The 13,541-nt window shown below is 41.4% G+C and carries 10 protein-coding genes; 3 read left to right on the top strand and 7 right to left on the bottom strand.

Going from position 1 to position 13,541, the window contains the following annotated elements; translation table 11 throughout:
- Positions 1-2: 2 nt before the first annotated feature.
- The 7 genes from smc to ACWI_RS00145 form a co-directional block, all read right to left on the bottom strand.
- On the bottom strand, positions 3-3,575 hold the full coding sequence (smc, locus tag ACWI_RS00170) for a chromosome segregation protein SMC (protein ID WP_070369426.1): 3,573 nt from the start codon (positions 3,573-3,575) through the stop codon (positions 3-5).
- A 14-nt stretch (positions 3,576-3,589) separates the two neighbouring features.
- Positions 3,590-4,252: a ribonuclease III gene (gene rnc / locus ACWI_RS00165; RefSeq protein ID WP_070369425.1), complete on the bottom strand. Its 663-nt coding sequence runs from the start codon at positions 4,250-4,252 to the stop codon at positions 3,590-3,592.
- Positions 4,253-4,401: 149 nt separating this feature from the next.
- Positions 4,402-4,626 carry an acyl carrier protein gene (gene acpP / locus ACWI_RS00160; RefSeq protein ID WP_070369424.1) on the bottom strand — a complete coding sequence of 75 codons (225 nt, stop codon included), beginning with the start codon at positions 4,624-4,626 and terminating at the stop codon, positions 4,402-4,404.
- Between the two features lie 3 nt (positions 4,627-4,629).
- Positions 4,630-5,625, bottom strand: a complete 996-nt coding sequence (gene plsX, locus ACWI_RS00155) for a phosphate acyltransferase PlsX (protein ID WP_070369423.1) — start codon at positions 5,623-5,625, stop codon at positions 4,630-4,632.
- Between the two features lie 124 nt (positions 5,626-5,749).
- Positions 5,750-5,929, bottom strand: a complete 180-nt coding sequence (rpmF, locus tag ACWI_RS18345; protein ID WP_084504954.1) for a 50S ribosomal protein L32 — start codon at positions 5,927-5,929, stop codon at positions 5,750-5,752.
- Positions 5,930-5,962: 33 nt separating this feature from the next.
- Positions 5,963-6,421, bottom strand: coding sequence for a YceD family protein (locus tag ACWI_RS00150; protein WP_070369422.1), 459 nt, complete (start codon positions 6,419-6,421; stop codon positions 5,963-5,965).
- A gap of 70 nt (positions 6,422-6,491) precedes the next feature.
- The gene (locus ACWI_RS00145) at positions 6,492-7,682 is read right to left on the bottom strand and encodes an acetate/propionate family kinase (protein WP_070369421.1); all 1,191 of its coding nucleotides are present in this window, start codon (positions 7,680-7,682) and stop codon (positions 6,492-6,494) included.
- A 148-nt stretch (positions 7,683-7,830) separates the two neighbouring features.
- On the opposite strand from ACWI_RS00145, the gene ACWI_RS00140 reads away from it, so the two are divergent.
- From ACWI_RS00140 to ACWI_RS00130, 3 genes are all read left to right on the top strand, one after another.
- Positions 7,831-9,102: a nucleotidyltransferase gene (locus tag ACWI_RS00140; protein ID WP_070369420.1), complete on the top strand. Its 1,272-nt coding sequence runs from the start codon at positions 7,831-7,833 to the stop codon at positions 9,100-9,102.
- Between the two features lie 68 nt (positions 9,103-9,170).
- Positions 9,171-10,727: a carboxylesterase/lipase family protein gene (locus ACWI_RS00135; RefSeq protein ID WP_070369419.1), complete on the top strand. Its 1,557-nt coding sequence runs from the start codon at positions 9,171-9,173 to the stop codon at positions 10,725-10,727.
- 194 nt (positions 10,728-10,921) lie between these two features.
- Complete coding sequence (locus ACWI_RS00130; protein WP_070369418.1) at positions 10,922-13,492, top strand: chemotaxis protein CheW; 2,571 nt, start codon at positions 10,922-10,924, stop codon at positions 13,490-13,492.
- Positions 13,493-13,541 lie beyond the last annotated feature (49 nt).

The following is a 13,541-nucleotide window of genomic DNA, read 5'->3' as shown; positions in this document are numbered from 1 at the left end:
TTTTATGCATAATCCGTCAGTCGGACTGACACCAATTGCGAAACCCCATCCTTGGACATCGATACCCCATAGAGATTATCACAGACTTCCAGGGTGGTGCGGCGATGGGTAATCGTGATGAATTGATTATGTTCCGCCACTTTTTTCAGATACGAAATGTACCGGTAAATATTGTGATCATCCAGGGCGGCGTCCACTTCATCAATTACACAAAATGGCGAAGGGTTTATTTCCAGAAAGGAAAATAGCAGAGCAATGGCAACCATCGATTTTTCACCACCAGAAAGCAACGAAATATGGCGCAGCCGTTTCCCCGGGGGCTGAGCCACCAGCTCAATTCCCCCTTCCAGTACCCCGGTGGGATCGGTAAACTCCAGATAAGCCCGACCGCCTTCAAATAGAATACTGAAGATCCGGGTGAAGTTTTCCTGAAGCTTGATAAAGTTAGCCTTAAACTGCTCAGTCATGGCGTCATAAAGGGTATTGATAATATCCAACAGTTCGCTTTTTCCGGCTTTAAGATCATCCATCTGTGCTTTCATAAAATCATGCCTGATGAGAATTTCTTGATATTCTTCAATCGCATTAAGATTGACATTACCGAGAGCATTAATTTTTTCTCGTAAATCACGCTGACGTTCTTCAGATAAATCCAGCGCATCCAGTTTCTTGTCTTGTTCCAGCTGCCGGTAGGCATCTTCGGCCATCAAATAATTGATTTCATAACTCTTATAGATAGTATCTTCCCAATGGTTCATCTGTAGTTGCAGACTGTTTACCTGGCTGGAAACAGTGTTCTTTCTGTCATTCTCCACAATCAACTGGTGATTGTCGTTTTTTATTTCTTCCTGCAGTGTTTCCAGGCGCTGGGCGTTTGCTTTTTGCAGTTCCGTCGCTTGTTTATTTTTGTTGCGATGGGCTTCAATCAGCTTCGACAATCGTTGATAATCCGCCTCCAGATTCTGCTGAAGTTGAATCAAGTCGTTCGAATCGCTGTGGTAGCATCCAATTTCTTTTTCTAACGCCGTTTTTTTGGTTGTTTGGTGAGTCAATTGTTCCTGCATCAAGATAATTTGTTGATCAAGCCCGGCAATTTCACCTTTAATCTGAGTGATGATCATTTGCCTGTCAGAAATTTTTAACCGAAAATCATCCAACCGCTCCCGAATCTCCTGAGTGCGATCATCGGAATCCTGCTCTTTAGTCGCTTCTTTCGCCTGATTGTAGGCCGTTTCTATCTTTGTCAGTTCCTGACTGGATTGTTCGAGTGTCTGACTTAGCTCCTGAAGCTTTTTCTTGTGAACTGCGATTGAACGGGTGTTTACATGTTGTTTTTCAGTTAAATCTTCAATCCGTTTATTTTTTTCCCACAAACCCTGTTTGCAACGATTGTGTTCATATTCCAATTCTTTTAATTGTTTACTCAGCTGAGATATTGATGCGTGCGACTGTAACTCCTGGTCTTTTGCAAGAACGAGGGCTTTTTTATAAGCTTCCATTTCCTTTTCCAGATTCTGGATTTCAATTTTTTTAGACAGCGGGGACTGCCGGTTATCTTTGCTTTGACCGCCGACAATAGCACCGCCGGGATAGAAGATTTCACCTTCCAGCGTCACCACCGTAAAACGCGATGCCAATTTATTCTGGATAGCTCGTCCCGAAGCAAAATCACTGGCAACGATGATCCGTCCTAAAAGACTTTCGATTGCCGCCGCATAAGCAGCTTCAGTTTTAACCAACTCACTGGCAATTCCTTCCACCCCGGACATATTCTTAAGCGCCGCCCGGGTTCGGTCATCAATTGAATTGTATTTTAAATTATCCAGTGGTAAAAAGGTTGCCCGTCCTAAACGTTCTTTTTTCAGGAGATTTATGCAATCACTGGCAACCTTAACTGTGGCTACCACAATGTTCTGGCTTTTTGCCCCCAACGCAATATCAATGGCCTGGAGATACCTGGGTTTTGTGGTGATCAGTTCGCCAACCGGCCCATACACCTCATGGATCACCGGGCCCAGCAGTTTTTCAGATGTCATCAGTTTTCGAATGGTCGGAAAATAATCCTGATAATTTTTTTGAATATTCTTTAAATACTCTGCTTTAGAGGCATTAACTTTTAAATTATTGGAAATGTGATGGACCTGATGCTGAATTTTTTGCTGTTCTTCCAAAACTTGACTATACTGAGACTGCAACTGGCTATAGAGCTCGTTCTGTTGCTGCTTTTTTTCTCGTAGTTTGTCCAGTTCTATTTTATGTTGTTCCAAATCTGAAGTGATTTGATTTTGGTTGACCAAGGCTTCATCCAAGTGCTTTTTAATAAAAGATGATTCTGTTGTTGCCTCCTGGATTGCCGTTTTTACTTCAAAACGCTTTATCTCCAAGCTTTCACAAAGGGATTGATGATTTTGAATTGCATCTTGAGTCGCTTTGATTCGCTCTTTTTCCTGCTGTTCTTCAATCAGCAGACTGTGAAGCGTGTTATCCATTTCACGCCAGGCCGTTTCATGGTTTTTAAGATTTTCGAGCAAGACTTTTTTTTCACGTTCAAGACCATTGATTCTGGCTCGGGCTTCATCAATCTGAAAAGACAAATTTTCCTGCTCTTTGGCAAGCCGTTGCTGGCTTATTTCATTGGCCTCCAACTGGCTTTTACAGCGGATCGCTTCCCGCTGTACCTGATCAAAATCCGTGCTGAGAACACTAAGATTCTTCTTTTCAGCATCAGTTAAAAGATCCAATTCGCGGTTTTCGATGGTCAATTTTTGATAGAGCTCATCCTTTTTTTGAATGGCCGCTTCAATTTGATTGCAGCTTTTTATTTGATTTTTAAGGTTTATTTTTAGTTCTTCAAGTTCCGTGACGGCACTGCTCATTTTCCGATAAAAGATGACCAGATCAACAGTCTTTAATTCCTCATGCAAAACTAACCAGTTTTGAGCCTTCCGGGACTGGTTTTTTAATGGTCCTAGTTGTTTTTCGATTTCGGTCATAATATCCCGAAGCCGATCCAAATGGCCCTGGGTTTGTTCCAGTTTTTTTTCGGCCTCGTTTTTTTTTGTTTTATACGATACAATGCCCACCGCTTCTTCAAAAATATTCCGAAGTTCCGTGGGGCTACTGGCTAATATATTTTCGATACTGCCCTGGCTGATTAACGAATAACCATTTTTTCCTAAGCCTGTATCCATAAAGAGGCTGTGAATTTCTTTAAGTTTACAGCTCTTTTTATTGATGGCATAGTCACTTTCCCCAGACCTGAATAGTTTTCGTGAGATCGCTATTTCCTGAGGATAGTTTTCCAATGTGCCGTCTTTGTTGTCTAAAACCAAAACAACCTCGGCATAACCTGAGGCTGGTTTTTTTTCTGTTCCTGAGAAGATTACATCTTCCATTTTCTTTCCCCGCAGGGATTTTATGCTTTGTTCACCCAAAACCCATTTGATGGCGTCGGTGATATTACTTTTTCCGCTGCCGTTAGGACCAACAATTGCAGAAATACCTTCTGAAAACTCAAGGCTTACAGGGTCTGCAAATGATTTAAACCCCGACAATCGCAATTTTTTTAAATACAAGCCTTCACCTCAATTTACAATTTCCTGGTCTTATGCAAATAATTCTTTGCAGCGTCCTGTTCCCCTTCTTTTTTACTTTTTCCGATCCCATGACTCACACAATCGCCATTAAAAATCAAATTGATATAAAAGGTCTTGTTGTGTTCTGGTCCTTCAGACCGCTCCAGAATATACTCAATCACATTGTCATTATTCTTTTGAATATACTCCTGAAGTTCAGTTTTATAGTCTTTAACCAAGGCACCTGATAACGCCAGTTGAATATTGTTTTCCAGTACTTTGAGGACAACTTTTCGTGTCGTTTCGAAATTACTGTCTAAAAAAACAGCCCCAATCAGGGCCTCAAATGCATTCGCAAGATTCGATTTTCGCTGTCGGCCACCGGTTACAATTTCTCCCTTACCCAAAAAGATATGATCTCCCAAATGAAGCTCATAAGCCGCCTTGGAAAGAGACTCGGCACATACAATATTGGAACGGATTTTCGTCATTTTACCCTCAGATAACTTGTGAGCTAAAAATAAATACTCACTGATAATCAGTTCCAATACTGCATCCCCCAAGAATTCAAGTCGTTCATTATTGGTTGAATTTCCTGAATGTGAACTATGTGTTAATGCTACTTTTAATAAATCTTTCTTTTTGAAACGGTAATCGATTTTTTCTTCGATTGTCACGTAATATCCCCCCTTATCGATTGCGAGATCCCGCCTGGGCGTTTCTCGCTATTCCCAATCAAAAGACCAAACATGCAAACGCCTGGTGTAAACTTCGTAATTGTTTGAAAATGAGTGCCAATTTTTGTTTCGGCACTCATTTTGTTTACTCAGGAAATTGCGTTGATAATATCTTCCACTGTTTGGATATTCTCTAATGCACCTTCGTCAATTTTTGTACCAAACTCATCTTCGAATGCCATAATCAGTTCAACCACATCCAGTGAATCTGCCTCCAGATCATCAATGAGTGAGGTCTCAAGGGTAATTTTATCAATATCAACATCAAGTTGTTCTGAAATAATCGCCGTGACTTTTAAGAATCGTTCATCCATGATTTAAGCCTCCATATTTTTTACATTATCAGTTATTTTTTGCAACACATCATTTTCAATAAACTTCATGCTCTGCCTTATTGCATTTTTGATGGCAAAGGCATCGCTGCTGCCATGGGCTTTAATGATTCCGCCCTTGACTCCCAGAAAAGGTGCCCCACCATATTCAGCATAGTCAAATTGCTTCTTAAAACTTCGTAAATTGTCTTTAATCAGCATTCCTCCAATTTTTCCTTTGGTGTTGCTCATGATTGATGTCTTCATTCCCTTGAGCAAATACGCCGCTATGCCTTCAGTTAATTTCAAAACGATATTCCCGGTGAATCCGTCACAGACTAACACATCAGCCTTGGTTTCGGGTAGATCCCGTGCTTCCACATTGCCCAAAAAATTAAAATCACCAGTTTCCAAAAGCTCGTAAGCAGCTTTTACCAGACTGTTGCCTTTTTTTGCTTCAGCACCGATATTGATCAAACCGATCCCCGGATTATTTTTACCTAAAACATTTTCTGAATAAATTTTTCCCAATTGAGCAAACTGTTCCAGATACTCTGGTTTGCAATCGGCATTGGCACCGGTGTCAATGAGCACAAACACGCCATCGCTTTTGGGTAAAGTCGCCGCTAAAGCAGGCCGCTTTATCCCCTTGATCCGACCAAGCTTTAATAAACCACCAGATAAAAGTGCACCAGTGCTACCGGCTGAAATCAGCACCGCATTTTCTCTTTTTTTCATTTCATCCAAGGCCACCACCAGCGAGGAATCCGGTTTTCGCCGAATCGCCATGGCTGGTTCTTCGGTATTCTCGATGACTGTTTCGGCGTGCAGAATTTCTATCTTGTCTTTAGGGTAATCGTATTTTGAAAGTTCTTCTAGAACGGCCTGCCTGTGACCCACCAGGGTCAGCTTGACATCATATTCTTTTACAGCATCAATGGCACCCTTGACGATTTCATAGGGTGCATGATCACCACCCATGGCATCTAAAAATATATTCAAAATTATACCCTCCCATATATCTGTCTATTATCCCAGAAAAAAGCTATTCAGTAAATACTATCGCTAAAAATTATCCGGGTCTGAAATAATCCCAGATAGAGAAAAAACAGAGTCTAGACTCTGTTTATTCGTTGAAGCTGATAACGCTAACGTCTTTGTATGTGCCACAAGACTTGCAAACTCGATGAGGCAATTTAATTTCACCACATTTTGGACAAGTACTCATTCCTGGAATATTTAATTTGTAATGTGTTCTTCTTTTGTCTCTTCTTGATTTTGAAGTTTTTCTCTTTGGTACAGCCATCACTCACACCTCCTAATAGTAAAGTCATTTCACTTACAATAAATTTTTCAACGCTTCAAATCGAGGATCATAATCACCAAATTTGTCACATTCACATTGCTCGTGATTTAAATTATTGCCGCATTTTGGACACAAACCCGCACAATCTTCACTGCACAGTACACGGAAAGGTTCATTAATATAAATGCATTCTTCAACGACGGGCAATAAATCAAGTATTGCTTCGTCATCTTCAACCGTTACCGTATCCGTATAGTCATAAAGACAATCGATTGGGGTTGGTTCTAGGCAACGCGCACAGGGAAAGATCATAGTCATCTCGATGGTGAAAGTTACTAAAAAATTACCTTTCGATAACTTCTCAATGGTTCCACACACTAAGGCTCCATGTTCATCCAGTTCTCCCTCTATATCATTTAAATCGGTATTTTTAACAACAAATTCAAAAGGGATTATTTTTTCCTGCAATAGCTTATTGATTTCAAAATTCATTTTATCACTCCAAACGGGCAATCATCATTATATAGACGATTGCCCGTTTTGTCAAGTGAAATACTTTACATTATTTAGCTAATGCCAGTGTGTCTCTCGCTATCATTAATTCTTCATTGGTTGGAATAACCATTACCGTTGTTTTAGAATCCTTATCAGAGATAATCGTTGCTTCGCCGCGTTTGCTGTTGGCAACTGGATCGATAGTAATTCCCAAGTATTTCAAACCACCGCAAATGGCCGCCCGGGAGGTTGTCGAGTTTTCGCCTAAACCAGCTGTAAAAATAATACCATCAACGCCGTCCATTGCAGCTACATAAGCACCGATTGTTGTTCGAACCCGATAATGGAAAATATCCAGTGCTAATTGCGCTCGTTTATCACCGTTATTAGCAGCGCCTTCAACATCACGGAAATCGGAGCTGATTCCAGATACACCAAGTACACCTGATTTTTTATTCATCAGTACATCAACTTCTTCAACAGTGTAGCCTTTGTTGACCAGGAAAGGAATAATAGCCGGGTCAATATCGCCACACCGGGTTCCCATTTCCAGTCCTGCCAGCGGTGTTAATCCCATTGACGTATCAACCGATTTACCGTTTTTAATGGCGCAGAGACTGGCACCATTGCCTAAATGACAGGAAATCAGTTTTAAGTCTTCCAGTTTTTTACCCATTAATTCAGCAGCAGCCTGACTTACAAATTTGTGAGAAGTTCCGTGGAAACCATACTTTCTGATTTTGAATTTTTCATATAATTCATAAGGGAGTGGATACATGAAAGCTTCACCAGGCAAGGTCTGATGGAAAGCGGTATCAAATACTGCTACCATTGGTACGTTTGGCAGTAATTCCCGACACGCATTAATCCCAATCAGGTTGGCTGGATTATGAAGAGGTGCCAGTTCTGAACACTCTTCCAGGCTCTTAATAACCGCATCATCAATAACGACTGAATCAGAAAATGTTTCAGCACCGTGAACAGCCCGATGGCCAACAGCAGAGATTTCTTCTAAAGACTTCACGACCCCGTGTGCAGGATCGACTAAAGCAGCCATGACAAGATTCAACGCTTCTTTATGTGTCTTCATCGGTTGTTCTAATTTAACCTTGTCTTGACCTGGCGCTTCGTGAACCAAAACAGATCCTTCGATACCAATTCTTTCAACTAAACCCTTTGCCAAAACTTCTTCAGTAGTCATATCAAGCAATTGATATTTAAGTGAAGAACTGCCGCAGTTAATAACAAGTACATTCATTAATAATTACTCTCCTTTAGTTTTTTATTGATTACGTTTCATACGTTCTATATAATAACAGTAATAAGCAAATAATACCATTATTTTTTTGTCATATTTCGATAATAAATTTAAAAATTGCTATTTTTTTAACAAAAGAGAGGCCAATATGAAAATTCTTGGTATCATTGCCGAATATAATCCGTTTCACCTGGGTCACGCCTGGCAAATCCAAACTTCAAAAAAAGAAAGCCAGTGCGATGCCGTGATGGTTCTTATGAGTGGCAGTCTGACTCAGCGAGGCGAATTTGCTATTTTAAATAAGTGGGAACGTGCCCGCCTAGCGCTGACCGCTGGCGTAGATTTGGTCTGCGAACTGCCTTTTGGTTACGCCTGCCAAAGTGCCGAAACCTTTGCACATGGCGGAATAAAAATTTTTAATGCCACCGGCGTGATCGATGTCCTCTCTTTTGGTTCCGAATTCGGACATATCCGTCCTTTAAATAATCTGGCTGAGATACTGGTTCAAGAACCAGCTGAATTTAAAAATTTCCTTAAACTGGAGTTGGCGACCGGGGTTTCTTTTCCCCGTGCCCGAGAGCTGGCGATTCGTTCCTACCTGGGCCATGAGGCTAGTAATCTTTTAAAAACCCCGAACAACATCCTGGCTCTTGAATATCTTAAAGCCCTTCACAAAACCCAAAGTACCATCGATTCAATGACTGTTAAGCGGCAAGGAGCCGACTATCACAGCGTATTGCCCTCTAAGTATCTCAGTGCCAGTGGTATCCGTTCGATTTTAAAGGATGCCCTTGTCCACCCGGAATCAGCAACAGCAATTTTAAGAAGCTTGGATAACAGGCTTCCTTATTTGCCTGAACTTCTGATTAACTCATTTAATAAAAACTACAATCTCCAGGGCGATGATTATTTTCTCAACGCCCTGAGACTGCAGATTCTTTCCCATGATGTTCATCACCTAAGAAATACCCCCTATGTAAATGAAGGACTCGAGCATAAAATCAGAGATGCTTTAAAAATTGCCACAAGCCTGGATGAGTGCGTCAATAAAATCATCTCAAAACGCATTCCTCAAACCCGGGTTCGTCGAATTTTGTGCAATCGGCTGCTGGAACTGGATAAAGAAAGCTTAAACCTCTTTCAGGCCGACTCGTTTGTCCCCTACCTCCGGGTACTGGGTTTTAATCAAACTGGCGCCGCTATCCTGAAAGCAATAAAAAATCAGGGACGGTTACCAATTCTTTCCAGCTTGAAAAAAAGCCGTTTTAACTTGACTCCCCTCCAAAAAAAAATGCTCAATTACGATTGCCGGGCCACTGACCTTCATAATCAATTTTACGAAACCGTGTATCGCTATCATCAGGATTACACACAGAGTCCGGTTCAAGGATCACCCAAAACTTGGCCTGCCAATCAATAATACGCTGCTGGCCATCGTTAATAAAGTCCCTTATTCTGGGCTACTTTCACAATTCAAAGGAGAATGCTATGCTTTTTTTTAATAAAGAAAAAAACGATTTGTCTAAAAGACCCATCCTTTATCCCCCAGCCGGTCCAGTTCAAGGGCAATTTCGACGGGGCGTGTCCAGTTATAAAGGGATTCCCTATGCTCTCCCTCCGATTGGCAGTCGTCGCTTTAAAGCCCCTGAACCGATGCCAACCTGGGAGGATGTTCGTGATTGCTCAAAACATGGCAACGCCTCGCTTCAAATGGGTGGTATTACCGTTGATTCTCCAAGTACTTACCATATGGACGGAAAAAGCGAAGATTGTCTGTTTTTAAATATTTGGACTCCGGCAGTTCAGGCAGATGAACGCCTGCCAGTGTATGTCTTCATACATGGTGGTGCTTTCTCTTCAGGCTCCGGCTCCGAAATGATTTATGATGGTGGTCGGATGGCTCAGGAAGGCGTCGTGGTTGTCACAATTAATTACCGGTTGGGCGCCCTGGGATTTCTGGCAACCCGGGGGTTGCTTGAAGAAGCTGGCACTACCGGTAATTATGGTTTACTCGATCAGATCCAGGCCCTTCGTTGGCTTCAAGCCAACATCGAGACCTTTGGCGGAGATCCTGCTCGAATCACAATCGGCGGTCAGTCTGCCGGCGCCTACAGTGTCACAGCACTGATGCTGTCGCCGCTGGCAAAAGGGCTTTTTCATCAGGCCGTGGTTGAAAGTGGATCTATTTTTTCAATTTCAGCCTTTTCAGTGCTCAATCGCGGTCATTTTGAAAAAACCATGGCTAATGGAAAACTGCTATGCGACTTGTATGGTATTGAAGATTCAGTAGCTGGTCTTGAAAAACTGCGAGCTCTTCCTGGCGATGTTTTCGCAGCACTTTCCATGGTTAAGTCAAACCAAGCCACGGTTCCAAACGCTTTTGGTTTCTGGCCAGTATACGATGGCGTTGTGTTGCCAAAAGACCCTATTCAGGCACTCAAAAATGGCGAGCTCAATCCAGTAAAAATTCTGGCAGGCTATAATACCGATGAGTCGTCCCTATTTATTAAAAGTCACACGAATCTGGGTATTTATCAGATGCTCTGCTATCATATTTTTGGTCCAGAAAATGCTCAAAAAGCCATGGATCACTTTTTTGTTGATTCCGGCCACTCGCCTTTGGTGCGAGCGCAGGAAATATATACCTATACCGCTTTTTTGATCGGGATGGTCATGATGTCCAAACGATATGCCCAGTTAGGCGAAGATGTTTATTTTTACAATTTTGATTTTGATCCCACAATCCTGAAAATTGTCGGACTGAATACTGCCCATGGAATGGAACTGCCCTTTGTTTTTGGCAACGGCATCGGGCAACGCCGTGCTACCAAGATCAGTAATTTATCCTGGATTATGCAGCAATCCTGGGTCAATTTTATTAAATATGGTAATCCTAATTTCAGAGTTGAGTATAAGGGGCAGATCGTCTGGCCAAAATTTGATCCCAAAAATCAGTACATCATGGTTTTTGACACGCAGCTTTCCAGCAAAATTTTACCGAATCGGGAGGATCTGGAATTTCTGGAGACGCTGATGTTTGGATGAATCGTTAATTATTTCTTTGTTTTTATCGGTAACATTGCGATCCCAGCACTCCCTTCAATTTGTTAATCTTTCCATATTATCTTGCAAAATCCATAAAAAAATGCTACATTTAACTGAGGCTATAATTATAATGAAGATGCTTAACTTGGAGTCGTTTAACCACTAAGCATCTTTTTTAATAAAAGGAGATTGAAATGATAATATATAAACAAAAGGATTTTTTAACCTATATGCCCGATGTGCAGGAGTGCAATAAAAGTATCTCTGATTTAAATGACCAGTGGGATAATATTAAACTGCTATCTGAAATCAACTGTCCGATCCAATCAAAAAGTGTTCTTCCCAATATGACAAAAATTCAAAATGGCTTTATTGATTTGCAGGAAGAGCTGATTGACACCCTCGTTTCTGAAAAACTAAAAAAAATGGAGCAGAAGATTATTTCGAAAACCCAGGTGGCCATCGATATTCTCATCCGCAACCTGTTCGAAAGAACCGCAGATATTGGTTTTCTGGCCACTGATGACGATATTCGCCGCTTTGTCGAAAACCAGGATCGCACTGACAGTGACCGCAACTTGATTTTGAGACGGATGCGGGACTATGTTGCGAAATACTCCGTTTATGAAGATATTATCGTCCTCGATAATAACTACCGGGTATTGGCAAACCTTGATGAGCAAAATGAAATCCTGGGAAAACAGATCAAAGGACCCAATCTGATCAAGACAATGGATGGGGAACAAAATTTCGTCGAGTATTTTAAGAATTCGAAACTCCAATATGGTGATAAAAATTCTCATATTTTTTCCAGTCGAATCTGCCGGGAAGGGACTTCCCAGGCGATCGGTCTGATCTGTTTGTGTTTCCGCTTCGAAAATGAGATGGCTCAAATCTTTGAAAAATTAACCAACGATTACGACGGCTCGGTGATGACCATCATCGACGACACCAACATGGTCATCGCCAGCAGTGATGAAAACCATGTCCCCACCGGTACCATTGTTGAACCCGTCGAATCTGGTGTTAATGGTGTTGTCTACTATCGGGGCTCTGATTACATTGCCAAAACCATTGCCACTCAAGGTTACCAGAAATACTATGGTCTGGGCTGGAAAGGTCATGTGATGCTACCTCTCCATCTGGCTTTCCGAGATAATCGAAATCTGAAAAGCATTGATACATCGGTGACCACCGGTTTGATGCATCAGGCCGACTCATTTTCGTCAGAACTTAATGAAATTATCAATAAAACCCAAACCATTAACGGGTCACTCAAACGCATCGTCTATAACGGTCAGATCATTGCCAGAGATGATAGTATCGATGCCGAGTATTCACGCCTAAAACCAATTTTAAGAGCCATTGGACGGATCGGCACTAACACCAGCAGTCTTTTTCAAAGCTCCGTTTCCAATCTGTTTTCAACGGTTGTCTCGACCAGCCTCGTCGATACCAGCTTTTTAGCCTCATTATCGGTGGATATCATGGATCGGAACCTTTATGAACGCGCTAATGATTGCCGCTGGTGGGCATTGGATTCGACGATTCGGCGTATTCTTGCGAAAGACGTGCGAACAACTTCCGAAGAAAAACAGTTAACTGAGATTCTTGTCTATATCAATGATCTTTACACCGTTTACAGCAATTTATTTATTTTTGATAAAACTGGAACCATCATTGCCGTTTCAAATCCCAATCGTAGTGAAGATATTGGCAAAACGCTCACAGACCCCTATATCAGTGAAGTTCTGGCTAACTCCAAACAGGAAAAGTATTTTGTTTCGCCTTTTGAGCAAACAGCATTGTATGATCATCGTCACACCTATATTTACGGGGCATCCATCACCGATTTTAATAATCCTAACCGCACTGTTGGTGGTATCGGCATCGTCTTTGACAGTGAAGATCAGTTTCGGACCATTTTAGAAGAGTCCCTCCATTCTGATAATAATTCATTTGCTGTCTTTGCTGATCGCAAAAAAATGATTCTATCAACAACTAACGAAGCTTATCACGTTGGTGATATACTGGATTTGCCCGATGAACTGTTCACTGTCGCCAATGGCAAAACCCGATCCGAAATTCTTGTTTACGAAAACAGTTATTATTCCATAGGCTGTGCCTGTTCTTCCTGTTATCGTGAATACAAAAATTCAGACGGATACCATAATGATGTCATTGCTTTTGTTTTTGAAAAAATGGCAGACTATGCTGAGATCACCATTAATAGATCAAATGATAAAGAAATCGAGCAATCTGACTTTGCTTTCTCAATGAACAATGAACATAAGAAACTGGCCACCTTTGTTATTAATGGCCAGGTTTATGGTTTAGAGCAGTCATATGTTGTTGAAGCACTCGAAGCCAGCAAAACCATTTCAGTTCCGGGTACCAATGCTATAATTCGGGGGGCTGTAGAATTTAATGATCACTATTATGCAGTAGTCGATGCCCTGGCCTTATTTGACAAAGATGACCCCAGCCTGAACACCTCCCATCTGCTATTATTAAAATTATCCGATGATGAAATGATCGCCATTCAAGTTGAGAAACTGGTGAGCGTCCTGGAAATTAATTTAAATGATATCCAACCCGTAGAAATTTCATCAGCGATAACAGGCATAATCTGCCTAAGCGATGGTTCCGACCGAACCATTCTGGAAATGGATCCGCAGATTATCCTTGAAAAACTGGTTGAAAACCAGGTTGATGAAGATCTGGAAGCAGCGCTTCCCCTACTGGAATCGATGGAAACAAATTAAAACTTTACAATCATACAAATCAAAATATATCTACTATAAAAAAGCCCGG

This window comes from Acetobacterium wieringae (assembly GCF_001766835.1).
GTDB lineage: Bacteria > Bacillota > Clostridia > Eubacteriales > Eubacteriaceae > Acetobacterium > Acetobacterium wieringae.
The sequence above is the reverse complement of the archived record's forward strand: the minus strand, read 5'-3'. Positions and strand labels throughout refer to the sequence as shown.

Bases quoted from the DNA above. Each gene is read 5' to 3' on its own strand.
- acpP (WP_070369424.1), bottom strand. From the start codon at position 4,626: ATGGATGAACGATTCTTAAAAGTCACGGCGATTATTTCAGAACAACTT.
- rpmF (WP_084504954.1), bottom strand. From the start codon at position 5,929: ATGGCTGTACCAAAGAGAAAAACTTCAAAATCAAGAAGAGACAAAAGA.
- ACWI_RS00150 (WP_070369422.1), bottom strand. From the start codon at position 6,421: ATGAATTTTGAAATCAATAAGCTATTGCAGGAAAAAATAATCCCTTTT.
- ACWI_RS00145 (WP_070369421.1), bottom strand. From the start codon at position 7,682: ATGAATGTACTTGTTATTAACTGCGGCAGTTCTTCACTTAAATATCAA.
- ACWI_RS00140 (WP_070369420.1), top strand. From the start codon at position 7,831: ATGAAAATTCTTGGTATCATTGCCGAATATAATCCGTTTCACCTGGGT.
- ACWI_RS00135 (WP_070369419.1), top strand. From the start codon at position 9,171: ATGCTTTTTTTTAATAAAGAAAAAAACGATTTGTCTAAAAGACCCATC.
- ACWI_RS00130 (WP_070369418.1), top strand. From the start codon at position 10,922: ATGATAATATATAAACAAAAGGATTTTTTAACCTATATGCCCGATGTG.